This is a genomic window from Cellulophaga geojensis KL-A (assembly GCF_000568425.1).
In the GTDB taxonomy this organism is placed as follows: domain Bacteria; phylum Bacteroidota; class Bacteroidia; order Flavobacteriales; family Flavobacteriaceae; genus Cellulophaga; species Cellulophaga lytica.
Window position 1 is genome coordinate 107,325 of record NZ_ARZX01000007.1, and the last position, 26,456, is coordinate 133,780.

The following is a 26,456-nucleotide window of genomic DNA, read 5'->3' on the forward strand; positions in this document are numbered from 1 at the left end:
CAACTTATGAAAACTAAATACGCTATTACTGTAGATGACCTTACGGTTGCTTACAACTATAAACCTGTTTTATGGGATATAGATTTGGCAATACCAGAAGGCGTGCTTATGGCTATTGTTGGTCCTAACGGTGCAGGTAAATCTACTCTAATAAAATCTATTTTAGGTATTATTAAGCCTATTGCTGGTAGTGTAAAAATTTTTGATAAACCCTATAAAAAACAGTTTAAAGAGGTTGCTTACGTGCCGCAAAAAGGTAGTGTAGATTGGGATTTTCCTACCACTGCTTTAGATGTTGTAATGATGGGAACTTATGGTAGTTTGGGGTGGATTAAAAGACCTGGGCAAAAAGAGAAAAAAGCAGCATTAGAAGCATTAGAAAAAGTGGGTATGTTGTCTTTTAAATCAAGACAAATTAGTCAGCTTAGTGGCGGACAACAACAACGTATATTTTTAGCTAGAGCATTAGTGCAAAATGCAAGTATTTATTTAATGGATGAACCTTTTCAGGGAGTAGATGCTACAACAGAAAAAGCCATTATTAATATTTTAAAAGAATTGCGTAAAGCGGGTAAAACACTAATTGTAGTACACCATGATTTGCAAACGGTACCAGAATATTTTGATTGGGTTACGTTTTTAAATGTGAAGAAAATAGCAACAGGGCCTGTTAAAGATATTTTTAATGATGGTAACCTAACTAAAACTTATGGTATAAACTATAAAGTAAGTGTGCAAGAGTAAGTTTATATAAAACAATTAAATTGTGAACATAACAGAATATTTTAATCTTTTATTTACAGATTATACCCTGCAAACAATAACATTAGGTACAGCAATTTTAGGTGCTTTGTGTGGTATGCTAGGGAGTTTTGCGGTGTTGCGTAAACAGAGTTTGCTAGGAGATGCAATATCCCATGCAGCTTTGCCTGGTATTGCTTTGGCTTTTTTAATTACAGGAGCTAAAGACAGCAATACTTTATTAATTGGTGCTTTGGTAAGCGGTTTGGTTGGTACTTTTTGGATTAGAGGCATTGTAAAAAAAACACATTTAAAATCTGATACCGCTTTAGGACTTATATTATCTCTATTCTTTGGTTTTGGAATGTTGTTGTTAACCTTTATACAAAAAATGCCCAATGCAAACCAAGCTGGTTTAGATAAATACTTATTTGGGCAAGCGGCAACTTTAGTAGCCAGTGATGTTTGGACAATGTGTGTTATAGCTGGTTTAAGTTTGCTTATTTTGTTGGTGTTTTGGAAAGAGTTTAAACTGTTGCTTTTTGATGCAGATTATACTAAATCACTAGGTTTTAATGTGAAATTTTTAGATGTCTTAATTACATTTTTTATAGTTATATCTATTGTAGTTGGCTTGCAAACTGTTGGTGTTGTTTTAATGAGTGCTATGCTGTTAGCTCCTGCAGCTGCAGCAAGACAGTGGACAAATAGTTTAGGTGTAATGGTGGTTTTGGCTGCTGTTTTTGGTGCTTTTTCTGGAGTTTTTGGCACTGCAATTAGTGCAAGTTCTAATAATTTGTCTACAGGACCAGTAATTGTATTAATAGCGGCTGTTTTTGTGTTGTTTTCGTTTATTTTTTCACCTAAAAGAGGATTGTTGTTTAAGGAGATTAGATACCGTAACAACCGTAAAGATTTAGAGTTAAATAAAACGTTAGCTTTTATGTATCAAATTGTAGCGTCTCATGACAATATAAATCATCCTCACGCTATAAAAATATTAAATAATTTTCACGGGTTTACACGTAAATCACTTCAAAAATTAGAAGACAGAGAGTTAATAACAGTAACCAAAACAATGTGGTCTTTAACAGAAAAAGGCTTTAGTACGGCTGCAAATTTATATAATCAATTAGAAGAAAATGAGTAGCGCACAATTAGAAATACAACTTATTGCTTGTTTGGTGGCTATTGCTTGTGCTATACCTGGTACTTTTTTAGTGCTTCGTAAAATGGCAATGATTAGCGATGCTATTAGTCACTCTATACTGCCAGGCTTGGTAATTGGTTTTTTTATAACAGAAGATTTAAACTCACCTTGGTTAATATTACTTGCTGCTGTTACAGGCGTTATTACAGTAGTTTTAGTAGAGTATATTCAAAAAACCGGACTCGTAAAAGAGGACACCGCTATAGGACTGGTTTTTCCTTCGCTATTTAGTATTGGCGTTATTTTAATTGCAAAAAATGCTAATGATGTGCATTTAGATGTAGATGCTGTTTTATTAGGTGAGCTTGCTTTTGCTCCTTTTGATAGGCTTATTATAAATGGTGTAGATATAGGTGCAAAATCGCTCTGGGTTATTGGTAGTATTGTATTAGTAACATTAGTATTATTGTTTACTTTTTTTAAAGAGCTAAAAGTAAGCACGTTTGATAAGCAACTTGCTGCAACCTTGGGTTTTTCTCCTTTAGTATTGCATTATGGTTTAATGTCTGTAGCCTCTATTACAACTGTTGGTGCTTTTGATGCTGTTGGAGCAATATTAGTTGTAGCTCTTATGATTGCTCCTGCAGCAATGGCTTACTTGTTAACAAACAACTTAATAAAAATGCTAGTAATAGCTGTTGTTGCGGGTGTGGCTTCTGCTTTAATAGGGTATTGGGTTGCGCATTATCTAGACGCTTCTATAGCTGGATCTATGACTACGGTTTTAGGAGTTTTATTTTTATTAGTGTATTTGTTTGCACCAAGTAAAGGCTTGATATCTATGTTGTTTAGGCAAAAAAGACAACAGGTAGAAGTGTATTTACTTACATTTATGTTGCATTTACAAAACCATAGTGAGGAGTCTGAACGACACATAAACCACTTAAACGAGCATATAAATTGGGGTAAAATGCAATCTAAAACAGTAGTAGATTTGGCTTTGAAAAATAATATGATAGTAATAAACAACAATATTATATCCTTAACAGAAAAAGGTCAGGGTTTTACAGATAAAGCTATAGATTATATTACAACAAATAGTACTGTAGCTATTGAAAAAATGAAAGAAGATTTCTTTTTATTTAGAGGGTAATTATTCTTCTTATTTTTTAAAAATTGTACATTCGTATTTACAATGAAGAATAGAAAAAAACACTGGCTTTGGAATATAGTAATAGTACTAACACTTATGGTGGTAGTTATTGCTTTTATGGCTCATTATAAAAACTGGATAAAGATTGAAAACAATCAATTTAAAATATTATCTGGTGTATATTATAAAACAATAAATTTTACAGATGTTAATGCTGTAGAAATGGTAGAAAAAATTCCATCTTTAGAACGTATTAACGGGTTTTCGGTAAGTGAAACAGAAAAAGGTATTTTTAAAGATTCTGTCTACAATACAGATGTCTATATTTTTGTAGATAAATTATCTAAGCATAAGGTAAAGGTTACTTATAAAGATTCTCTTCAGCTATTTTTTAACGTTTCTGACTCTTTAGAGACGGAAAAAATGTACACTATGTTTTCTCATAAAATAGATAGTTTATCTAGTTTAAAATAACTCTTTTATTTATCACTATCAATTATAAAATATTAGAATTTAAATATGGTAAAATTAAATTGTTTAATAGGGGATATTGTAAGCTCATTTGTTAGGACCGAATTTATTCTGTCTCAGATTTTATCTGAATTGGGTTTTATGGATAGTAAAATTGATTTTTTTGCTGATAGTAACACTGGGCAAAAGATTAAAAATATCAAGAAAGAATTAAAAAATTCAAGTTTATCTAATCGATATGAATTTATTAAATTGATTAATAATTTGGATGAGTTAAGAGAGAAAAGAAATATTATCGTTCACAGTTTAGTTTTGTCTAATTCTAATGATCATTTATTCCATAACTACCTAAGACTAAAAGGAGAAATAGTAAATAAAACAACTCAATTTAGCACATCTGATTTAGAAGGGATAAACATAGAAGTATGTAATGTTCATAACGCTCTTTTTAAATTGCATTATAATAATTCTAATTAAATATATAACTTTATTAATTTGCCAATAATGATTATCACTATAAAAGTATTTGGAGCTCTTTACGGTATGTTGGCCGTTATTTTTGGAGCTTTTGGTGCTCACGCCTTAAAAAAGATATTCACAGATGACCAACTCAAAAATTTTGAAACTGGTGTAAAGTATCAAATGTATCATGCTATTGTGTTGTTAGTTTTAGGTTTTAACTATAGTTTTTCTTCAACCATAGAGGTTGTAATGGGCTATGCTTTTGTTATAGGTATATTTTTATTCTCTTTTAGTATATATGGTCTGTGCATATCATCTGCTAAAGGAAAAAAAATGAAATTCTTAGGGCCAATTACGCCCCTAGGAGGCTTGGGGCTAGTCCTAGGTTGGGCGCTTTTATTAATTATTTTTTTGCAGGCGTAATATTGTAGTTACTCTTCTGCTGTAAACTCTTTAATAGCTTGGTTAGGCTCTATAATATTATACCCTTTCCAAAACTCAGGATCGTATTTACGCAAGAGCTCTGGTTTAACACCCTTCTTTTCTTCAAAATTAGTAAAGTCAGCTTTTGTTATTGGTTCTGCATCAAAAACAACAATTTCATATTTTATAACATTAGTAAAAGCCATATCTAACTTAACATAAAGTTCATTCTGCTTATTTCTTCCTTTTACAACTTTATTCTTTTCAATTATTTTTAATGGTCTATTAATACCAGATTTGCTTCCGGTTTCTCTTTCTAAATATTGTAAGTCATAGGTGTTATTTTCATTTTTAGCAAAAATCATTTTACCATTAGCTAAGTGTTCTTTGTAAGATATGCCAAACAGTTTTATACTTTTTAAGTTTTTTACATTTTCATAGTCTATTCTTATAACAGCAAAATCATCTGCGTTTACATACATTGTACCCTTGTAATCTTCACCTCTTTTTGGTTCAAAATTTAATATGTATACTGGCGCATTTCCCCAATATGTGTAGTCTGTAATAGTAAAATTGTAACGGCCAGATTTTGTTATTACATTTAATTTGGCATCATCCATATAAAACAAGTTTTCAAACTGCCTTCCTATAGTGTGTTTTCTATGAATTGCAAAGCCTACATTTCTTATTCGTTCTTCTTCTTTCCTTTTTTCAAGCTCTTTCTGTAACTCTGTGCTGTCTTTTTTAACGTCTGCAACGCCCATTTCTTCTGCATCTACTTTTGTGCTAAATATGCCCGATTTTATTTTAAAATAAGAATCTGGTCTTACGTTATCTTTTATAATTTCATTAAACTTTTCCTCAAGGTTGTTTATATCTAATTCCGATTTTTCATCATATAATTTGCAAGCTTTTATACCGTCAATCTTCATATTTTCTCTATTGTAGTTCCCGTACAAGTCACATAAAATTTCCGAATAACTATTATCTCTTTTGGGTACAGCATTTAAAATACTATCAATAAAAGGTTTATTTAATTCCTTAATTGTAGACTTCATAAATGTGTAATTCGTTTTATCGAAACCTTGGTAGTAAGACTCTCTAAAGAACATTTTTTTTCTAGTGAAATCCTTGTTGTAGTTTTTGTCTAAACTATCTTTAACCATATCTATAATTTCTTCTCCAGTGTAGTTTTTATTAGAAACCAGTACCTCTCTAAGCTCTATTGTTTTAGGTTTCATATAAATAATACTATCTGTAAAAGTAGATACTGGTTGCGCAATGGTATTGTAGCCAATACAAGAAATAAAAATAGAATCTATAGCAGTTGTATTTGCAGTGCTTAATGAAAATTTACCTTCGCCATTTGTAATAACACCTTTTTTGTTAGATAAAACAACTGAAACATATGGTATTGGCTCTTTGCTGTTTGCATCTTTTATACTAGCATTTAATTCTTGGGATTTTAAAAAGTTACCCGTAAGTAAAATAGAGATAATTAGAGCAAGCTGAATAGTTTTACGCATTTTTGATTTTTTAGTTTTGTTTCTTGTTAGTATAGACAACAACAATGTGGTTTGTGTTGCCCAATGAAGCTAAAACAACTAAAAAAAATAGTGTAATACTTTGGTTATAAGTAGTTTAATAGGTCTCTTTTTTTGTAGTTTTTTAGCTGACGGCTAATTAAAGTAATATAAAGACTACAAAAAAGCGTTTTTTGATAATTTTAATATACAATTTTTATTTCTTTAACGAAATTGTGAATGTTTTAAGAAAAATACTGAGTATTTGGCAGCCTATTTAGCTACAGCCGCAATTGTCAGACCCGCAAGACTTTTTGCTTTTGTTGCTTGTGAAAAGAGATTTAGGAAGAAAGAATTTTTTAGCAATATACCCAAATGCAATAGTTGCAGTAATAAAAACTAAAATGTGTTGTAGTGTTTCCATAATCTTACATATTTAAGGGTTGTTTTTGTAAACAAGACAACCCTTATTTAGACTGTGTAAAGATAAGGAATTATTTTTTACTTAAAGGCATTAAGTCCTGTAATATCCATACCTGTTATAAGCAAGTGAATGTCGTGTGTACCTTCATACGTAATAACACTTTCTAAATTCATCATATGTCTCATAATACTGTATTCACCAGTTATGCCCATAGCTCCTAATACTTGCCTAGCTTCTCTAGCAATATTTAAAGCCATATCTACATTGTTACGTTTTGCCATTGATATTTGTGCTGTTGTTGCTTTACCTTCATTTTTAAGCTGTCCTAGACGCAACGCTAGTAATTGTGCCTTTGTGATTTCGGTAATCATTTCGGCTAATTTTTTTTGTTGTAATTGGTAAGCGCCAATAGGTTTGCCAAATTGTATGCGTTCTTTTGCATAGCGTAGTGCAGTATCATAACAATCCATTGCTGCGCCAATTGCACCCCAAGCAATACCGTAACGAGCCGAGTCTAAACAACCCAACGGAGCACCTAAACCGTTTTTATTTGGTAGTAAATTTTCTTTTGGCACTTTCACATTGTCAAAAATAAGCTCACCTGTAGCAGATGCTCTTAAAGACCATTTGTTGTGAGTTTCTGGTGTGGAGAAGCCTTCCATTCCTCGCTCTACAATTAGTCCGTTTATTCTACCCTCTTCATTTTTTGCCCACACTACAGCTACATCACAAAAAGGAGCATTAGAGATCCATAATTTAGCACCATTTAAAAGGTAATGGTCGCCCATATCTTTATACTTGGTTTCCATACCACCAGGGTTAGATCCGTGGTTTGGTTCTGTAAGTCCAAAACTGCCCATAAACTCACCACTGGCAAGTTTAGGTAAATACTTTTTGCGTTGTTCTTCTGTGCCGTAAGTGTATATTGGGTACATTACTAGTGATGATTGTACAGATGCTGTAGAGCGTACGCCACTATCACCACGTTCTATCTCTTGCATAATTAAACCGTAACTAATTTGGTCTAATCCTGCACCGCCATATTCTTCTGGTATATACGGACCAAAAGCCCCTATTTCTGCTAAACCACTTATTATTTGTTTTGGAAATTCTGCTTTTTGAGCATAATCTTCAATTATAGGAGATACATCTCTCTTAACCCATTGGCGGGCTGCATCTCTCACCAACTTATGTTCTTCAGACAATAAATCGTCTATGTTATAATAATCTGGTGCTTCAAATAAGTCTGGTTTCATAGCTATGTATTAGGATATGTAACCAAAGATAGGTAAAGAAATATAACAATACAAAGACTAAATGTTACATTTTTAAATAAAAATCTTTAGTTAGATTAATGTAATCTTCGGTGTATACGTGTCTATTGTTCTCTATAACAAGCTCTTCTGTTTTTATGTTGGCGCAAGGTGTTTTTTGAAACTCTAACAGACTACGTTTAACCTCTGCTTTTACATTGCCTTTAACTCTGGTAATTTTTAGCGGGTATAGTTTAAAATTTTCTGCTAGTTTTATGAATTCTTCTTCTTCTTTATATGGTATTATGGTAGCAAATCTTCCGTTTGTAGTTAATAATTTGGCCACGCCACTTACCAACTCACTAAAAGGTAAGGATGTGTTTTGGCGTGCATTATCTCTTGCTTTATTACCACTAGTAACTTCTTCTGCGTAAAAAGGAGGGTTAGATACAATTAAATCATACAACTCATCTTCTTCTGTTTCATCTGTAGCGTATTCATCTACAAACTCATCAAAACCAGCGTGAAAACAAAATAGTCTATCTGCCCAGTCCGATGCTTCAAAGTTATTTGTGCACTGCTCATAGGCATCAGCATCTAATTCTATAGCTTCTATATTGTCTGCAGCACTACGCTGTGCTAACATTAACGCTATGATTCCTGTACCAGCACCAATATCTAAAATTGAATACGGATTGTGGTCTACAGATGCCCAAGCGCCTAATAAAACTCCGTCTGTACCAATTTTCATAGCACAACGGTCTTGGTTTATTGTAAACTGTTTAAAAATAAAAGGTTTGCTCATTATAAAGTTTTTTAAAACAGTAGAGGCAAGCTTGTAAAAAAGCTTGCCTCTTACGGTTGCAAAATTAAGAAGTTTATCTTACTCTATTTCTAATATCTTGTAAAGAATCATCAATAAGTAATTTACCATCTTTAAATACCTCTTTTAATTCTCCTGTTTTTTCTTGCTCCCAATTTACTTGGTCTACAAGGTTATAAGTTCCGTTTTCTTTTTCAATTTTAAGTAAACCTTTGGCAGACTTTTTTGTTCCATCATCTGTAATAGGATCTTTAAAAATTTCTCTTCCTTCACCATTTACTTCGCCATATGTAGCTTTCATTGCAAAACCAAAAGTATCTCTAGTATTGTATTGATACGTAAAAGAGCCAATACCTAAAACTACGTTTGTAGACGCAAACCCTTTTTGTTTTAATCGTTCACAAATATCTGTAGCGCGTTCTGTAGTAATACTATCGCCATAAATAGCACCAATGTGTGAGTCTAATTCTTTGTAGCCTTTGCTGTTAGTTTGTCCGCCAAATATCTCCCATAGCAATTCAATAACTCCTTTTTTCTCCTCTTCGGTTTTTCCGTTAGGATTACCACAAATAATATCTGCAGGATCTCCACTATCTGGTCTAATTACAACTTTGCCATCTCTTGCCAACACATCTTCTTTTAAGTTAGGTAAGTATTCGGTAAGTACTTTCCATAAATCCCAAGTGTCAGAAACAATAGAAACAATTCCGTTAGGGTAAACTTCTGTAATTAATCTTTTAAAAGTTTCTTGCTCTCCAGTATTTGTTCCCATACACATTACAGAGTGTTCTGTGGCTGCTACAGAGCCACCAACTAATTCCTTGTCGGAGTTTGCGTTGTAATATTCTTCTAAAAAGTCTATAGCAGGAATTGTATCTGTGCCAGAAAAGCTAAGTAAATGTCCAGATGCACTCATAACAGCAGCTTCCATACCTGCAATACCTCGCATAGAAAAATCGTGACCTTGCCAATCTACAAATTCAAGAGCTGTAGATGTCTCTTCTGCATATTTATCTAATATTTTCCTGTACTGTTTAGCAATGGTAGCAGAGGTACAAGGCATCCAAATAGTAGTGCTTAAAATAGTCTCAAAATAATTAGTTAGCCAAAAAAATTCTGGTAATGTATTGTACATTGTCATCATAGGTACACGTATAGGCACACTAGACCCTTCAGGTAATGCTTTTATTACCATTGGTAAATAACCAAGGTCGTGTAAATCTTCTATGTGTTTAATACCAACAGCATTTGGTCCTAAATAATTATTAATTCTTCTGCTGTACTTTTCTGCAATTTCCTTTTTAGGTTTGTTAAAAAAGTTGGTGTTAAATTCTTCAATAATGTATTTTTTTATAAAATATTGAAGTCCAAAAAATACAACTTCATCTATAGCGTCTATTCTACTTTTTCTTGGTGTCCAGTTAGAGTATACTAAGGTTGTACCTTCTGGATATTGTCTTCTGTGGTCTACTTTGTAACCGTCTGTATATAATAGTGGATTCATAATATCTATATTTTGTTTTTAATGTCTTATTGTAGTATGGTAGCAAGTGGTATTTGTGTAACCTTTGGTTGTTCGTCAATTGAGTTAAAAGAATCTGTAGTAAAAATGCCACTGTAATAACTGCTTAAGCTCTCTAACCCTTTACTAAATATACCGTGACTAACAGCTAGGTATAAGTTGCCAGCATTTTTATTTTTTAATTCTTGAGCTAAACCATTAAAAGTTCCGCCACCATCGCAAATATCATCTACAACCAAACAATCTTTGCCTTGTAAATCATCTGCGTACACTTTAAAGCCAGATAACTTACCGGTTTTAACATCTCTAGTTTTGGAGCATTCTATTACTTCTTTGCCTCCTAGATATTCGGCTACTTTATAAATTTTTTTAAGCGCACCTCCGTCTGGAGATATTAATAAAACATTGTTATTTAAGATTGATATAACCTTTTGTATAAAAGTGTAATTTGTAATTGTAGTGCAATTGTGTAATAGAGCAGGGGTAACCTCAGAATGTGGGTCATAAACAATAACTTCATTTAATTGAAGATTATTTATTAATTCTGCATACACTTTTACAGATAATGATTCTCCTGGAACCATTAGCCTATCTTGCCTAGCAGCCGGAAAATATGGTATAAAAGCATTAATTGTTTTTACGCCCATACGTTTTAAGGCGTCTATAGTAAGTAGCAATAAGCCAACATCATTAAAGGACTGCAGTCTGTGTGTTACTGTTATAGTATCTGAGGTATTAAAATTGTTTTCAATTTTAATGTGAGGTTCACCACCAGAAAATAAAAACGATTTAAATTCGATGCTTTTCTGATTTGGGAACGGGTTAAACTGTGGATCTAAATTTAATATCATTTGCGTTATTTTTACACAAAGTTAATCGAGAAAATGAATTAACAAAAATTATTCGTGTTAAATTTACGCAAACTTAATTTCAAAGTGCATTCCATTTTTCTCTAAAGCTTCGTATTTGTTGGGGTCAAAGGTATATAGCTGTGCTGGTCTACCGCTGCCATTTTTTTGTTTTTCGTTGCATTTTTTTATAAAACCAAAGCTTAAAATCTTTTTTCTAAAGTTTCTTCGGTCTATTTCTTGTTCTAAAATAGTTGCATACAAATGCTCTAAATCCGAAAAAGGAAACTTTTTAGGAAGCAAATCAAAGCCAATAGGTTGGTAGTGTAGTTTTGCTTTTATTCTTTTAAAAGCAGTATCTATTATTAAATTATGGTCAAACGGTAGTTTTGGTATGTTATTAATGTTTTGCCACTTTACGTCTTGTGCATCTGTAGCGGCAGATAGTTTTAAATTATCTGGATTTACCAAGGCAAAATAGGAAACAGATATTACATGGTTTCTCTTATCTCGCTCAACGTCATCACCAAAAGTATACAGTTGCTCTAGGTAGTTAATGTTTATGCCTGCTTCTTCTTGTAATTCTCTGTGTACGGCATTAGTTAATGTTTCTCCATTATGTACTAAGCCGCCAGGTAAAACCCACTGATCTTTATAAACACCATACTTTTGTTGTACTAACAATACATAAAGTGCATTGTTATGGTAGCCAAAAACAACGGCATCTACTGCTACTTTTATATTCTGATTGTTCTGCATAATATGTGTAGTATACACGCAAAAATACAGGTTTTATTATGTAGGTGGTAATTTTAAAAATTTAAATGACCCTAGTTAATGGCGTTTATTTTTATTAGGGGAATTTTGTGTGTTCATTTAAAATACTTATTATATCTTCTTCACAGGCGTTTTTATAGATTTTTAAAATTATTTTATTTTCATCAGCTTTAATGAGTACGTTATCAGTTAATTTGAGTTTTTTGTTCGGACCTATTCCATAGAGATTCAATAACTTTGCTTCATTGCTCACTATTAAATTTCCTCCTTTTGAAATCACTTTTGCACCTAAACTTTTATTTTTCACTTCTTCATTTAACAAAAGAGTATAACCTACCGTATTAGGTGTGTCCTTAAAGAATAAAAATGTAAAATTCCCATTTAATGTATCAAAGCTAAAACGTTGATTATAATCAGTCATTGCTGAAAACCCTAATAAAGTATCTTTTACTTTTAACCTCTCTAATTGATTGATTTCAATAATTTTTCCGCACTCACTAGATAAACGACTAATTCTTTTGCATTGACAGAAAAGAAGTATTACAGCAATTAAATATATATATGTTTTCATTTGTCTATTATTTCCACTGTTCCAATACTGTCAAAACCTTTTCTTGATATAATAAGATGGTTATAAATTTCATCCCATTTATGAATGTCTTCTACTGTTATACATCCAGCAGAGATGCTTCCACAATGTAAAAACCGATCTCCAAAATGGCCAATTCTGAACCAAGTTTTTGCATATTTAGCTTGTGCTGTATATCCCTCACCTAAGGGATGTGGCTCATATGGAATTTCTATATCATGCCTGCCTACTGGAGGCGGATTATTATCTTCAGTTTTAGCGTTAAATTCACCTAAACCATCTATTTCTATTTTTTTTGATTTAATGTAAAATTTTATTTTTGCAGGACCTTTATGTGGGTAACCTTGCTGAATATCGTTTTCGATAAAAGAACCATCCCAATCAGTCCACGTCCAATCTTTTTTCTTTACAGATGCTTTTTTATCTCTAAATCGGCCCTCTAATATTTGAAACTCTTCTCTATCCTCTGACTTTGTAACTAAAACCTTTAAAAATTCAGGTAATGGCCAAATTAAACCATCGTTGAGCTTAACTCTCAACCAACCATTCCCTCCCAGTTTTTCTATATATCCAAAATATGATTTGTAACTCATAAATATTTTTTATGTCTCGTCTTGAAAAATATGACTAATAATTAAAATTGAATTTAAGTGATGTTTATATACCCTAATAATTGGTTTAATAGTTTAAAGATAAATATAATCTATTTGTTAACATAAATAAACTGTATTTTTTGTAGCTTTTTTCATAAAAATTTTGTTGTAAAAAATAATTTAAGCTAAATTCATATTTTAAAATATCGTTTATACGTTTAATTATAACGTTATTCATAATAATATCTTTTTTAGATTATACCTAAATAGCCATAAGTGTATCTGATTGTTATTTAAGTTGCAGGCATAATTGTGGTTAAGGCAATATTTAATTCCTTCTAAATGAGATAGGTCTAAAACTAGATTCTATTATTAAAAAAAATAAAAATATATATTCTAACTTAAGTATAAGTCTACTAAGCCTTCTGGTGTGGTTACAAAAATGGTTTTATTTTCACGATCTACTTTGGTGATAATTTCATCGTTAATAGGTATTAGCAATTGTTTATCTCCTTTTTCAACCTCAAAAAGTGCTTGTGATGTGGTGTCGTTAACACTGGTAATTTCTCCAATATCTCCGTGTACATCATCTTGTAAAGTAAAACCTATAACTTCGTGAAAGTAAAATTTGTTACCAGTTAATTTGGGTAACATTGTAAGTGGTAGGTAAAGTTTAGAGCCCATAATGCGGTCTGCATCAGACTCGTTTAAAACTTCTTCAAACCTAATACGTAATAAACTAGATTTATGTAACCTACATTTATCAATAAAAAATGGAACCAGGTTATTTCCTAAAGAAATAAACACTGATTCCATATTTTCGTATAAGTCGGGTTCATCTGCGTCAACCTTAATTAACACTTCACCCTTAAAACTATATTTTGAAACGATTTTACCTAAGTAGAAACAATCTTCCTTTTGCATATCGTTTTTTGTATAAATTTATTCTTCTTCAGAAGCTGCTGCATCTTCAGAATCTGCTGGTGCTTCTTCTGCTACAGGAGCTGCTGCCGCTGCTGCACGTTTTTCGTTAATTGCTTTTTCTACTTCAAATTTCTTAGCAGCTTCATCAGCTTTAACTTTATCTAAACCTTCAACTTTACCAGCTACAGATTTTTCTTTTTCAGCAACCCAAGCATTAAATTTTTCTTCTGCTTGCTCTTCAGTTAATGCACCTTTACGTACACCACCTTGTAAATGGTGCTTTAATAATACACCTTTGTATGATAAAATTCTTTTAGCAGTATCAGATGGTTGTGCACCATTAGATAACCATTTTACAGAACTATCTACGTCTAAGTTAATTGTTGCTGGGTTAGTGTTTGGATTGTAAGTTCCTAATTTTTCTAAGAATTTACCATCTCTTTTAGCACGAGAATCTGCTGCTACTACCCAATAGAAAGGTTTTCCTTTTTTTCCGTGTCTTTGTAATCTAATTCTAACTGGCATATCACATTAAATTTGTAGGGTGCCCGACCCCTGTTATTAATTCGTTTAATTGCTTTTGGCTTAAAAGCGGGTGCAAATATACACTTTCTGTTTAATATGCAATACTTTATGTAGCAAAAATAATGGTTTTAACTTAACAATTATTAAGAGTTGGCGTTAAACTTAGGCTAAACCGATGTATTTTCTTGTTATTAGGTGTTTCAGTTTATAATTTAGAGGAACAAGATTGTTGATAGTCAGCAATGTTAATTAATTTAAATGATAAGAGATATTATGAAGTATACTGAAGAAATTACAAACAGATTAAACAATTTATTAGAAAAAACTTACGACGCCGAGAAAGGGTACAAGCTTGGTGCAGAAAAAGTAGAAAACCCGTCTGTAAAAAGATTTTTAGAGGGTAAAGCAGAACAACGTTACAATTTTGGTCACCAATTAAAGTCTGAGATTTTGGCATACGGACACTTGCCAGAAAAAAGTGGAACAATTAAGGGTGACTTACATAGAACTTGGATGAACTTAACGGCTACTTTATCTTCTAATGAAGAAGAACGCATTTTAGATGAGGTAGAACGCGGAGAACAATCTTTTATAGAAGAGTATGATGATATATTAAATGACAAAGATATGGTGTTAGCACCATCTACAGAAAACCTGTTAATTGCGCAGCGCAATAGTGTGCAATCTGCGTTAAACACTGCAAAGGTGTATCAGGAAATGGTTTCATAATTATCTTGTATGTTTGGTTAATTGTTGAGGGAGCAGGACGAAAGTCCTGCTTTTTTTATACCGTTAATAACTCTTCTTTAAATGGCTTTATAAAACCAATGGTTTTTGGTATTTTTATCCACTGCTTTTTTAAGACTACAAACATTACACTATGTACTTAATTTTTGATACCGAAACTACCGGATTACCTAAGCGCTGGGATGCTCCTTATACAGATACAGACAACTGGCCAAGGTGTATTCAAATTGCATGGCAATTGCATGATGATATGGGTAATGTTATTGAGCATCAAGATTACTTGGTGAAGCCAGACGGATTTAATATTCCGTATGATGCCGAAAAAATACACGGCATTTCTACTGCTTTAGCAGAACAAGATGGTGTGCCTTTGGCAGAGGTTTTAGAGAAATTTAATGCTGCATTAGAAAAAACAAAATTTGTAGTTGGGCAAAATGTTGGGTTTGACCTTAACATTATGGGAGCAGAGTTTCATCGTCTTCAGGTAGAAAACCAGTTGCAAGAGCTGCCAGTGTTAGATACGTGTACAGAGCATACAGCTAGCTTGTGCCAAATTCCCGGTGGTCGTGGAGGTAAATTTAAATTGCCAACACTAACAGAATTGCATCAATTTTTATTTGGTGAACCTTTTGGAGAAGCGCACAACGCAACAGCAGATGTTGAGGCAACTACACGTTGTTTTTTAGAGCTTATACGTAAGCAACAATATACCGCAGAACAGTTAGATGTTCAGCCAGATTATTTTAAAAACTTTTCAGAAGCTAATCCTAAGCCAATAGAACTTATAGGGTTAAAACACATTAACCTAAAAAAGGCATCAAAAAAAATAGCAGATGCACTTTGGGCTAAAGATACTGGTGGTGTTAGTAAAGAAGAAATTAAAGAAAATTTAGCAACTTTAGAGTCGGCCGAGTTTTCTCACCTACACAACCATACACAGTTTTCTATATTACAATCTACCATTAGTGTCCCAGATTTAATAAAAGCAACAGCTAAAAACAATATGCCTGCTGTTGCAATGACAGATCATGCTAATATGATGGGAGCTTTTCACTTTGTAAATGGTGTTCTTAACCACAACAAAGGTGTAAAATCTAGAAATGATGCTAATGAAATACGGTATGAAGCTACGCAGGAAAATAGATTGGAAGAAGGCGAAGAGCCTTTGCATGAATTTATTCCAGAAAAAGAAATTACACCAATAATAGGATGCGAGTTTCAGGTGTGTGAGGATCATACCAACAAGTCTCAAAAAGACAATGGGTACCAAATAGTATTTTTAGCTAAAAATAAAAATGGGTATCATAACCTGGCTAAAATGTCTTCTATTGCCTTTGTAGATGGTAAATATTATGTGCCTAGGATTGATAAAAAAATTATAGAACAGTACAAAGAAGATTTAATTGTACTTACAGGTAATTTATACGGAGAGGTGCCAAGTTTGGTCTTAAATGTGGGTGAAAATCAAGCAGAGGATGCGTTACTTTGGTGGAAAGAGCAGTTTGGAGACGACTTGTACATGGAAATTATGCGCCATGGCCAAGAAGATGAAGACCGTGTAAACCAAGTTTTAATAAAGTTTGCAAAAAAACATAACGTAAAATTGGTAGCAACCAATAATACATATTATGTAGAAAAAGAAAATGCCTATGCACATGATATTTTATTGTGTGTAAAAGATGGAGAAAAACAAAGCACACCAATAGGCCGTGGTCGTGGTTACCGCTACGGTTTGCCTAATCAGGAGTATTATTTTAAATCTTCTGATGAAATGAAGGAGCTTTTTAAAGATATACCAGAGGCAATAACCAATATACAAGAGGTTGTAGATAAAATAGAAACGTTTACACTTGCTAGAGATGTACTGTTACCTGCTTTTGATATTCCTGAAGAGTTTGTTTTTGAGGAAGATAAAATTGATGGTGGTAAGCGTGGAGAAAATAAGTTTTTAAGGCATTTAACATACGAAGGCGCAAAAATACGATATGGTGAAATTACACCAGAGATTGATGAGCGTTTAGATTTTGAGCTTAAGGTAATTGAAAAAACAGGATATCCTGGATACTTCTTAATTGTAGAAGATTTTATTAGAGCGGCTCGTAAAATGGACGTGTCTGTTGGTCCTGGTCGTGGTTCTGCAGCAGGTTCTGCTGTTGCCTATTGTTTATGGATTACCAATTTAGATCCTATTAAGTACGATTTACTTTTTGAGCGTTTCCTAAATCCAGATCGTGTGTCTATGCCAGATATTGATATAGATTTTGATGATGAAGGGCGTGGCCGTGTAATGGATTACGTAATAGATAAATATGGCTCTAACCAAGTGGCGCAAATTATTACCTATGGTACAATGGCAGCCAAATCTTCAATTAGAGATACTGCCCGCGCGTTAGATTTGCCGTTGGGTGATGCAGACCGTATGGCAAAGCTTATTCCTAACATGTCTAAGCTTAAAAAAATTATTGGTGTAGATGAAAAAACGTTAAAAAGTAAGTTTAATAGTGAGGAACTAGCCAAAATTAATGAGCTTTTAGAAATTTCTGAAGGAGATGATTTAGAGTCAGAAACACTAAACCAAGCTTATGTTTTAGAAGGTTCTGTACGTAACACAGGTATACACGCCTGTGGAGTTATTATTACTCCAGACGATATTACAAAGTTTGTACCTGTTGCATTAGCAAAGGACTCAGACATGTATTGTACGCAGTTTGATAACTCTGTTGTGGAAAGTGCTGGATTGTTAAAAATGGACTTTTTAGGATTAAAAACTCTAACCCTAATTAAAGACACCGTAAAAATTGTAAAAGCAAAACATGGTGTTGAGCTAGATCCAGAGAATTTTCCGTTAGATGATCAAAAAACATATGAGCTTTTCCAGAGAGGAGAAACAGTAGGGGTTTTCCAATATGAATCTCCTGGAATGCAAAAACACATGCGATCATTAAAACCTACAGTGTTTGCAGATTTAATTGCCATGAATGCATTGTACCGTCCAGGGCCAATGGAATACATACCAAGCTTTATTGCTCGTAAGCACGGTACCGAAGAAATTATTTATGATTTAGATGCCTGTGAAGAGTATTTAGCAGAAACCTATGGTATTACGGTTTACCAAGAGCAAGTAATGCTTTTGTCTCAAAAATTGGCAGATTTTACCAAGGGTGAAGCCGATGTCTTGCGTAAGGCAATGGGTAAAAAGCAAAAGCATGTTCTAGATAAAATGAAGCCTAAATTTATAGAACAGGCTTCTGCAAAAGGACATGCAGTAGATAAATTAGAAAAAATTTGGAAAGATTGGGAAGCTTTTGCGGCATATGCATTTAATAAATCTCACTCTACCTGTTACGCATGGATTGCTTACCAAACTGCATATTGTAAGGCACACTACCCAGCAGAATATATGGCTGCGGTACTGTCTAATAATATGAATGATATTAAAACAGTTACCTTTTTTATGGAAGAGTGTAAACGTATGGGCTTAGAGGTTTTGGGGCCAGATGTAAACGAATCTTACTATAAATTTGCTGTAAACGACGCTGGCGCAGTTCGTTTTGGTATGGGAGCTGTTAAAGGTGTTGGTCGTGGTGCTGTAGAAACTATTGTAGAAAACAGAAAAAAGGACGGCCCGTATAAATCTGTTTTTGATTTGGCAAAACGTATAGATTTACGTGCTGCAAATAAAAGAGCTTTTGAAAACTTAACTCTAGCAGGAGGTTTTGACTCTTTTGGAGATACCCATAGAGCACAATATTTGCATGATGAAGGAGATGGAATTACGTTTTTAGAAAAAGTAATGAAATATGGCTCTAAGTTTCAAGAAAGCCAAAACTCGTCTCAAGTAAGTCTGTTTGGTGAAGCTAGTGATGTACAAATTCCAGAACCTGTAGTACCACCTTGTGAAGAGTGGGGGACTATGGAAAAACTACGAAAAGAAAAGGAGGTTGTAGGTATTTATATTTCTGGTCATCCGCTAGATGATTTTAAATCAGAAATAAAATCGTTTTGTAATTCTGGTATTGCTGCTGTACATAATATGGAGCAATATGTAAATAAAGAGCTTTCTATTGCAGGTGTAATTACAGATGTGCAACATAGAGTTTCTAAAAACGGAAAGGGTTGGGCAATGTTTTCTATGGAAGATTATACAGACTCATACGACTTTAGAATATTTGGAGAAGAGTACTTAAAGTTTCGTCACTTTTTAATGATTAGCTCTTTTGTGTACGTAAAACTGTTTATTAGAGAAGGTTGGACCAACAAGGATACCGGGAAAAAAGGAGATCCTAGATTGCAATTTAATAGCTTTATGCTATTGCAAGATGTTATGGAGCAATACGCTAAAAAGCTTACCATAAAACTAAATATAGATACGCTTAAGGAAGAAGATGTTTTTAATTTAAAAAAGACTCTAAATTCTGATGAGCAAGAAGGGAAGCATCCCTTAAAATTTGAGGTTTATGAAATGGAAGAGCAAATAAAGGTAGACTTGTCTAGTCGTAAACAAAAGATAAATATTACCACACAATTATTAGCAGAATTAGAAGAACAAGATATTATTTTTAAGTTGAATTAGAAGTAGTATTCCTTGTAGTAATTAAAATTAAAAACAAGCTTTAAACAGCTTGTTTTTAATTTTAGTCTAGATACTTTTCCTTACGAGGCTTAGTATTTTTAAATTCTGACAATTTAATAGTATACAGGTTTTTTGATGCTTTGGATTTGTAATTAAAGTAGTTAGAGCCACCAAGTATGTATAGCTTGCCATTTAAATAATGCATATTAGCATATTTTAAAGGGATGTCTATTTTGTATTCTTTTAAAAGTTTTGTTTTGGTATTGTAAGTAAGTATTTTTTTTGAATCAAAAATATATATGATATTATTGTTAGATGCTAGAGCAGGTCTTTCAATTCCATCAAATAAGTTTCCCTGTGCTTCCCACTCTGCGGTTTCTAAATCGTAAGCTTCAATATCTTTTAATGGTCCGTTATGAAAACCACCAACTAAAAAAACTTTATTGTTTGCTAATACGCCATTGGCCTCTTTGTCCTTTAGCATTTTTGTTAATTGATACCAGTGACCAGTACTGGTATTAAATAAGTAAGAATTGTTACGATACAATTTTTTTCCGTTCTCTAATACCTTGGTAGAACCCCCCATAATAATTATGTTATTTTTATAGGTTACAGCTGTAAAATTAACTGCTTGGTGTGGGTATGCATCATCAATACCAATATCATTGGTAGTTGTATTAAAAACTTCAATTTTATTATTTAAATACTCTCTTTTTTTGTTTGGAGATATTGTTTTTCCTCCAAAAACATATAAACTTTCATTTACAGCAACTGTTTTGTGGTAAGCTTTTTTATTCAGGTTTTGTTTTGAAACTTCCCAAGAGTTGTTTTCAAAATTATAAACCTGTATTTTATTACTGTAACTTACCCAAGAGCCGTTAATTCGTAAATTGTTAATTAGCTCTCCCATTGTTTCAGAGTTGTCTATAGCTCTTTTTTCATTTTCTTCAATAAAAGATAAATCCCCTGCGGTAACATATAGTTTATTGTTAATAATTGTAGATCCGAAGTTTGATACACCAAATGGCATTTCTGCCAATATTTGAAAACTAATATTTTTTTTTAATTTTTTGTTAGATGAAACAACAACCTCCTTTAATTTTTCTGCATTAGACTCTAAGTAAACAATATAATTTGCATCTTTTATAGATTGCACTGTAGTAACTAAGGTTTTATATCCAAGACTAGAAAACTTTATTTTTGTTAATGGCGATAAACCAGAAGTATTTTTTAATTTAAAAACACCTCTTGCGTTGGTAAATGTTCCATTACTGGTGTTAACGACAGATATACTTGCGTTATCAACCGGTTTGTTGGTTTCTTTATTTAAAACAGTTCCTTTAATAGTTTGTGCAGTACTCGCTAAGGTTGTAAAAAAAATAAGTAGAGCCAAAATCATATTGTTGCTTATTTTGACTCTTGAAATTTGTGTGTTTTTTATAGACATTTTAGTTTCTTCTTATCACTACTAAAAATAAAGTATTTAATATGTTTAGTTTTTTCATTTGCGTAAATGTTTATAGTAAAATTCCAATATAGCAATTTATAAGAATCTACGCACGCAGTTTTGGTTATATTAATTTTGTTTAACTATTTAAATGGTATTTTTACTACTGGTTTGTTTTAAAAATTTAATTTGTAACATTTGTAGTAATATTAAGTTTAACTGGCTGTATTAAATCTGCTGTTGCTTCATGATTAACAAATTTTGAATGGAACACAGCTGTAGATTTGTATTCACCTACTGGTAAATCTTTTATCACTAACACGTTTATGTCAGCACTTTCTTTAGGAGCAAGGCCAATTGAAGTAAAATTTCTTCTTGCTGTAATAAAGTCTATATCAGAAGTAGGTATTTTATTTTCATAGGTAGTTGCCATATTAAATTCTAAGATATGATTCCCAACATTTTTCCATGTAGTAATACCTCTAAAAGAAGTTGAACTTGCTGTTGTTGTTATATCTGGCGTAGTAATATCTGTATTCTCTATTGCCACAGGGTTTTTTACATCAACAAATACATTTACCCATTTTATAGTATTATTTGCATCATCTCTCAATACAATAATAAATCTTTTTGGGTAAGCAAAATCAAAACTAGTTTCTGTAGTAGGGTATGCTGTATTTACATCTGTTATTGAAATAGAGGAGTCTTGTGTGTAAAAAACATCTTCGGCATCAAATGTTGCCGTTGGTGTTAAATTAGAAAAATCTGTGCCAGTAGGAACAAATAAATAAATTGTTTGACTGTTTACATCATCTACTCGTTTTTCAATGGTAACATCGTTAGTTAATTGCGAATTTTTACTTGCTTCAAACTTAAAATCTGTTACTGTAAGTGTAGGTGGTGTTTGTATTACTTCTTTTTTAATATTTACAGTGTAATGTAAGAGTTCTTCTGATTCATCTAACACATTTACTACAGTGTATATGTGATTTTGTGTTTCGTAATTTAGTGAGGAGGTGTTGCCAGGTAAAACATTAAATTTACTCAAGTTCAATTCATTTGACGTAAAGGTAGCAGCAATTTTACTTAAAGAAACGGAGTTTGGCACTACAATATTAATTTCACCATATACTGTTTCCTTATTATCTATAATGGTAGGTTGTATTATTTCTATAGAAATTGGTGTAATACCAAATAATGGAAAATCAAATAATTTAGCATCTTCAATCTTAATTATATTTTCATTGGGTTCAGTATTGTTATCGTCACTCTCATTACAGCCTAAAAAAGTTGTTATAAATGCAGTGAAAATTAAAATGGTTGTTATGCTTTTTTTTATCATTTTTAATAGTTGGTTGCGTGTTAGTTTGTATAAATTTTTGATTGTATTATAAAGTATACGGTTAAGCATAAATTTTAATATTTATACTTAACTGTATACTTGCTTTTATTTAACTATTTAAATAGTATTTTTTTACTAATAGTTTCTTTTCCTAATTTTCCTTTAAGAATAAAAATTCCTTTTAAACCATTAGAATTCCATTGCAATTCATTTTCTCCTGTAACTGTTTTATGAGTTACGTTTTTAATATGTTGTCCGTTTAAATCATACAAATCTAGTATAAGAGTTTTAGGCTTTTCTGTATTGTATTTAAATGTTAGAGTCCCATTTGTTGACGGATTTGGGTATACTGCCAGTGGATCTAATGTGGTAGTTTGTACAAAAGATCTTGAGGCGCTTTTTTGATTGGCAGTTATGTTTATAGTAAATGTTTTGCTTTGTGCACCATCATAATCTCCAATTTTAATAAATCTTGGTGAAAAATTATAGTTAGGATGTTCAAAAAACAGCGCTCTATTGTCATTTGGTCTTGCAGGAAAAGAATAAAATAAATGCCATTTAGCTCTTACTCCATTATATGCTACATTTTTTACTTTTTTCCATTGGCCGTTTACAAGTTCAGCTAGGTACACATTTACATCTCTTATGTGTTTTGATGTGTTACTGGGATCTGTAAATTTACCTCTTACCTCATTAAAAGTGTTTACCTCATTAATTTGTGGTATGGTTCCGTTACCATTAGATAAACTATAATAATCTACGGCTATAGAAGGCCTATGACCAAATTGAAACCAAGCAGTTACCGCTTTTTTACTCACGTCTTTATTGGCATCTCTAGATTTATTTTTGTCTGCGTTGTATGTTGGTGCGTCTCCTGCAAAATGGTTTACGGTTAGTATGGTTTTGTGGTCTACGCCTCTGTCTGCTATAAATTTATTTGTATCCCATAATTGTGACACCTGACTTGCTCTATAAGGGTTTTGTACTGTGTGTGAAAACTCATATCTATAAAGATTACTATTGTAGTTTGTTTCTGTAAAAATAACTAACCTTTTGTTTTTAGTAATCATTTCTTGAATTGTAGGGTAGGTATCTGAGCCAGAATTTGCAGGTCTGCTAGCGCTAACAAAAGTACTGTGGTTGTATATGTAGTTAGATATGTTTTTGTAACCCGTTCTTCTGCCGTAAAAAATATCATCTAAACCACTTATTCCTAAATTAGCTCCTGTTTGTATGTGAAGTGTTATTATATCCAATGGATGATTTCTTAACCATTCTTCCATTATATTATTAAAATCCTTAGCATCCATCATACACATATTAGGAGACCCATGTTTTAGTCTTAATTCTCCGTTTACCCTGTGTATGTCTACCATAAAGCTTCTAACGCCACTTTGTAATTGAGCCTTTATACCTTTACTTTGGTTTCTTCCTCCTAAGCAGCCAAAAAAGCCTTGTGGAGCATCAGTATCATTATTATTAGCATTGTGGGTAATAAGCCAAGAGACTTCATCATATCTTCTTTGCTTATTCATATGGTTAGCATCTTGTGCTAAAACAAATTGCAGGTTGCCTAAAACAATAATTAAAGTTATTGTTTTTAGTGTAAGTAGGTTTTTCATTTTAAAATTTGGTTTAAGTTAATACGAACAAAAACCAAAGTTAGTTGGCAAAAATGATAGGCAGATTAATTAATAGTTATTAGAAAATTAATAATTTATTTTTCGTTTTTTAACTGTTATTATTCAGTAGTTTTAGCTGTTTGTGGTAAGTTTCAATTCTTGCATAAGCTGTGCCATCTACCAATAAAATTACAATAAGCATAGCAACAGTAGTAATGCTAATGGCACGCCAAATAGGTGTTGTAATAAATAACATTACCAATGCGGCAACAACTATTAAAATAGGGATAACTTTAAATACAACGGTATATTCTTTTAACGTGCTTTCTGTACGTTCAATTTCAGACTCATAAAAAGCAGCTGCATTTGTAGTAAATGCTTTTTTAAATTGTGTTATTCTAGATTTGTTGGTGAAAAATAAACCAAGTCCTATAGTCATAAGCAATACACCGGCTACCAAAGTAGGAATAATGTATGCCTTTGCTAAATCGGTTTTTCCTAATTGCCAAAAACCAATACTTGCAATTAAAAATAAGAAGGCAAATAAAATAAAAAAACGTGTAGAGAACACTTCTGCTTTTGCCCATTCTGTTGCTAATTTTAATAGTTCCATACTTTAATTAAGTTTATATTTTTCTCTGTATTGTGTTGGACTTATACCTTCTTTCTTTTTAAATAACCTAGAAAAGTAAGGCGGATATTCAAACCCTAACTCATAAGCAACCTCAGAAATACTTTTATTTGGTTGTAATAGTATATTTTTTGCCTCATCTATTAAATGCAGGTGTAAATGTTCTGTAGTAGTTTTGCCAGTTTCTTTTTTTAGAGTGTCACTTAAATAACGTTGAGACACTAACATTTTACTTGCTATTTGTTCTATGCTGGGTATTCCTTTCTCTTGCAGTAGACCAGTTTCTAAATAGGTAGATATTTGCCTGTTAAATTGTTCTAATAAAGAGGTAGAGAACTCTTTTCTGTTTAAAAACTGTCTTTCATAAAACCTGTTAGCATACTTTAAAAGCGTGCTTAGTTGAGAAATAATAATGTCTTTACTAAACGCATCTTGGTTGTTTTGGTATTCAATTTCTATGGCGGAAGCTATTAATTCCATTTGTTTTTCTTCTTTAGGAGAAAGATGCAATGCCTCATTAACAGAGTAAGAAAAGAAACCATAGTTTTTTATTTGCTGCGCTAACTCTGTACCTTTAATAAAATCTTCATGAAAATTTATAGAAAAACCTTTTTGCTCAAAAACCACGCTACTATCCCATTGTAAAACTTGCCTTGGAGCAATAAAAAATAAAGCACCATTAGTAAAATCATACTTTGTACGCCCATAATTTAATTTTCCTTTTACAAACTTTTTAAAGCTAATAGAATAACAATCGTTTGTAATTGGCGGCGAGCTCTCTTTAGGGCACGTTAAATTACCATTTCCTTTAGAGTTAAAAACACTAAGCATTGGATGCTCTGGACTTGGTAGCTCTAAATAATCTAAATAAGCAGATAATGTTTTAAAATGTTGCATACTACAAATTTAAATATTCCATTTTACACCTGTCTCTTTCTCAGAAAGCTCCCATAATTTTTTAGAAACCGCTTTGTCTTTAGCGTGTGGTTCTAACTTATGTGCGCCAACAGGGCCAACCCAATTGCTTCTTCCAGTAGGGCCGTAAAAACCAGTTTGGTCTAAATTTTCTTCTGTAGCACACATTAATTGCGGGTAAGCACCTTTTTCTGCAGATTGTGTAAATGGTTTCATTAGAAAAAACATAAAGCGCATAAGTAAGCTTCCGCTTGTGTTAATTAAGTTTGTTCTTGATGCTCCTGGGTGGCAAGCATAGGCCTTAACGTTAGTTTTGCCAGCTTCTTTTAACCTATCTTGTAGTTCGTAAATTGACATTATTTGTGCTAATTTACTTTGGCTGTATGCATTGTTAGGTGTATAATCTTTATCCCAATTTAAATCATTAAATTTTATGGTTTTAATACCCATATTATACCCCATACTACCAACAGTTACAATGCGCCCGTTAGATTTTTCTATAAGCGGAAACAACAAAGCTTGTAATGTCCAATTTCCATAGTAATTGGTGCCCATTTGACTTTCCCAACCATCTATTGTTAGTGTATGTTTTGGTACTTGTGCAATTGCAGCATTACAAATTAACGCATCAATTTTAGTAACGGTGTTAAGCACCTCATGGGCAGCTTTTTTTACAGAGGCTTGTATTGATAGGTCTAAAGTAATATTTATAACATTGCTATGGTTACCAACTTCTTGCTTTAAAGTTTGTATAGTATCATCAGCCTTTTTAGGGTTTCTGTTAAGCATTACCACTTTAGCATTTTTAGACAGCAATATTTTAGCTGCTTCAAACCCGGTTCCGCTTGTAGTGCCTGTTATAACAAATGTTTTACCGCTTAAATCATCAATTCTTTCTGGTGTCCAACCATTTTTGCCAAATTTATTTGCTTTCATTGCTGTCTGTTTTTTTATAGATTAAAATAACATTGCAAAGAT

General features: G+C 32.4%; 25 protein-coding genes. 8 read left to right on the top strand and 17 right to left on the bottom strand.

The window, feature by feature from the left end:
- Positions 1 to 6 precede the first annotated feature (6 nt).
- The 6 genes from KLA_RS07520 (at position 7) to KLA_RS07545 (ending at position 4,400) form a co-directional block, all read left to right on the top strand.
- Positions 7 to 744, top strand: a complete 738-nt coding sequence (locus tag KLA_RS07520) for a metal ABC transporter ATP-binding protein (protein WP_034644793.1) — start codon at positions 7 to 9, stop codon at positions 742 to 744.
- A gap of 22 nt (positions 745 to 766) precedes the next feature.
- The gene (locus KLA_RS07525; protein ID WP_013621258.1) at positions 767 to 1,891 is read left to right on the top strand and encodes a metal ABC transporter permease; all 1,125 of its coding nucleotides are present in this window, start codon (positions 767 to 769) and stop codon (positions 1,889 to 1,891) included.
- Positions 1,884 to 3,044 (top strand): metal ABC transporter permease, encoded by a 1,161-nt coding sequence (locus KLA_RS07530; RefSeq protein ID WP_034644796.1) that lies wholly within the window; start codon positions 1,884 to 1,886, stop codon positions 3,042 to 3,044. Before KLA_RS07525 ends, KLA_RS07530 begins: the two co-directional genes overlap by 8 nt.
- 42 nt (positions 3,045 to 3,086) lie before the next feature.
- Positions 3,087 to 3,518, top strand: a complete 432-nt coding sequence (locus KLA_RS07535; RefSeq protein ID WP_034644798.1) for a hypothetical protein — start codon at positions 3,087 to 3,089, stop codon at positions 3,516 to 3,518.
- Between the two features lie 138 nt (positions 3,519 to 3,656).
- Complete coding sequence (locus KLA_RS07540; RefSeq protein ID WP_152536832.1) at positions 3,657 to 3,992, top strand: hypothetical protein; 336 nt, start codon at positions 3,657 to 3,659, stop codon at positions 3,990 to 3,992.
- A gap of 27 nt (positions 3,993 to 4,019) precedes the next feature.
- Positions 4,020 to 4,400 carry a DUF423 domain-containing protein gene (locus tag KLA_RS07545; RefSeq protein WP_034644803.1) on the top strand — a complete coding sequence of 127 codons (381 nt, stop codon included), beginning with the start codon at positions 4,020 to 4,022 and terminating at the stop codon, positions 4,398 to 4,400.
- A gap of 8 nt (positions 4,401 to 4,408) precedes the next feature.
- Here KLA_RS07545 and KLA_RS07550 read toward each other — a convergent pair whose 3' ends face one another.
- From KLA_RS07550 to KLA_RS07595, 11 genes are all read right to left on the bottom strand, one after another.
- Complete coding sequence (locus KLA_RS07550; protein WP_034644880.1) at positions 4,409 to 5,926, bottom strand: carboxypeptidase-like regulatory domain-containing protein; 1,518 nt, start codon at positions 5,924 to 5,926, stop codon at positions 4,409 to 4,411.
- 274 nt (positions 5,927 to 6,200) lie between these two features.
- Positions 6,201 to 6,347 carry a hypothetical protein gene (locus tag KLA_RS18235; RefSeq protein WP_200868408.1) on the bottom strand — a complete coding sequence of 49 codons (147 nt, stop codon included), beginning with the start codon at positions 6,345 to 6,347 and terminating at the stop codon, positions 6,201 to 6,203.
- A 77-nt stretch (positions 6,348 to 6,424) separates the two neighbouring features.
- Positions 6,425 to 7,603 carry an acyl-CoA dehydrogenase family protein gene (locus tag KLA_RS07555; protein ID WP_034644805.1) on the bottom strand — a complete coding sequence of 393 codons (1,179 nt, stop codon included), beginning with the start codon at positions 7,601 to 7,603 and terminating at the stop codon, positions 6,425 to 6,427.
- Positions 7,604 to 7,667: 64 nt separating this feature from the next.
- Complete coding sequence (locus KLA_RS07560) at positions 7,668 to 8,405, bottom strand: tRNA1(Val) (adenine(37)-N6)-methyltransferase (RefSeq protein ID WP_034644807.1); 738 nt, start codon at positions 8,403 to 8,405, stop codon at positions 7,668 to 7,670.
- Between the two features lie 73 nt (positions 8,406 to 8,478).
- On the bottom strand, positions 8,479 to 9,927 hold the full coding sequence (locus KLA_RS07565; RefSeq protein ID WP_034644809.1) for a nicotinate phosphoribosyltransferase: 1,449 nt from the start codon (positions 9,925 to 9,927) through the stop codon (positions 8,479 to 8,481).
- A 26-nt stretch (positions 9,928 to 9,953) separates the two neighbouring features.
- Entirely contained in the window at positions 9,954 to 10,796 is an 843-nt protein-coding gene (gene prs, locus KLA_RS07570) for a ribose-phosphate diphosphokinase (RefSeq protein WP_034644812.1), read from the bottom strand.
- Positions 10,797 to 10,859: 63 nt separating this feature from the next.
- The gene (locus KLA_RS07575) at positions 10,860 to 11,552 is read right to left on the bottom strand and encodes an NUDIX hydrolase (protein WP_034644814.1); all 693 of its coding nucleotides are present in this window, start codon (positions 11,550 to 11,552) and stop codon (positions 10,860 to 10,862) included.
- A gap of 94 nt (positions 11,553 to 11,646) precedes the next feature.
- Complete coding sequence (locus KLA_RS07580; RefSeq protein WP_034644816.1) at positions 11,647 to 12,141, bottom strand: hypothetical protein; 495 nt, start codon at positions 12,139 to 12,141, stop codon at positions 11,647 to 11,649.
- On the bottom strand, positions 12,138 to 12,698 hold the full coding sequence (locus tag KLA_RS07585) for a hypothetical protein (RefSeq protein WP_152536833.1): 561 nt from the start codon (positions 12,696 to 12,698) through the stop codon (positions 12,138 to 12,140). The genes KLA_RS07580 and KLA_RS07585 overlap by 4 nt, the downstream gene beginning before the upstream one ends.
- A 450-nt stretch (positions 12,699 to 13,148) precedes the next feature.
- Positions 13,149 to 13,676 (bottom strand): ribosome maturation factor RimM, encoded by a 528-nt coding sequence (rimM, locus tag KLA_RS07590; protein WP_013621268.1) that lies wholly within the window; start codon positions 13,674 to 13,676, stop codon positions 13,149 to 13,151.
- 18 nt (positions 13,677 to 13,694) lie between these two features.
- Entirely contained in the window at positions 13,695 to 14,201 is a 507-nt protein-coding gene (locus tag KLA_RS07595) for a 30S ribosomal protein S16 (RefSeq protein WP_034644821.1), read from the bottom strand.
- Positions 14,202 to 14,459: 258 nt separating this feature from the next.
- On the opposite strand from KLA_RS07595, the gene KLA_RS07600 reads away from it, so the two are divergent.
- Together KLA_RS07600 and dnaE are read left to right on the top strand one after the other, a co-directional pair.
- Entirely contained in the window at positions 14,460 to 14,930 is a 471-nt protein-coding gene (locus KLA_RS07600; RefSeq protein ID WP_013621270.1) for a ferritin-like domain-containing protein, read from the top strand.
- A gap of 151 nt (positions 14,931 to 15,081) precedes the next feature.
- Positions 15,082 to 19,521 carry a DNA polymerase III subunit alpha gene (gene dnaE, locus KLA_RS07605; RefSeq protein WP_034644823.1) on the top strand — a complete coding sequence of 1,480 codons (4,440 nt, stop codon included), beginning with the start codon at positions 15,082 to 15,084 and terminating at the stop codon, positions 19,519 to 19,521.
- A gap of 61 nt (positions 19,522 to 19,582) precedes the next feature.
- On the opposite strand, the gene KLA_RS07610 is transcribed toward dnaE, so the two are convergent.
- From KLA_RS07610 to KLA_RS07635, 6 genes are all read right to left on the bottom strand, one after another.
- Entirely contained in the window at positions 19,583 to 20,914 is a 1,332-nt protein-coding gene (locus KLA_RS07610) for a carboxypeptidase-like regulatory domain-containing protein (RefSeq protein WP_161633458.1), read from the bottom strand.
- A gap of 238 nt (positions 20,915 to 21,152) precedes the next feature.
- Positions 21,153 to 22,310 carry a hypothetical protein gene (locus KLA_RS07615; protein WP_034644828.1) on the bottom strand — a complete coding sequence of 386 codons (1,158 nt, stop codon included), beginning with the start codon at positions 22,308 to 22,310 and terminating at the stop codon, positions 21,153 to 21,155.
- Between the two features lie 113 nt (positions 22,311 to 22,423).
- Positions 22,424 to 23,932, bottom strand: coding sequence for a T9SS type A sorting domain-containing protein (locus KLA_RS07620; protein ID WP_034644831.1), 1,509 nt, complete (start codon positions 23,930 to 23,932; stop codon positions 22,424 to 22,426).
- Positions 23,933 to 24,041: 109 nt separating this feature from the next.
- Positions 24,042 to 24,545, bottom strand: coding sequence for a hypothetical protein (locus KLA_RS07625; RefSeq protein WP_034644834.1), 504 nt, complete (start codon positions 24,543 to 24,545; stop codon positions 24,042 to 24,044).
- Positions 24,546 to 24,548: 3 nt separating this feature from the next.
- Complete coding sequence (locus KLA_RS07630; protein ID WP_034644836.1) at positions 24,549 to 25,460, bottom strand: helix-turn-helix domain-containing protein; 912 nt, start codon at positions 25,458 to 25,460, stop codon at positions 24,549 to 24,551.
- Positions 25,461 to 25,469: 9 nt separating this feature from the next.
- Entirely contained in the window at positions 25,470 to 26,414 is a 945-nt protein-coding gene (locus KLA_RS07635; RefSeq protein ID WP_034644839.1) for an SDR family oxidoreductase, read from the bottom strand.
- Between the last annotated feature and the right edge of the window lie 42 nt (positions 26,415 to 26,456).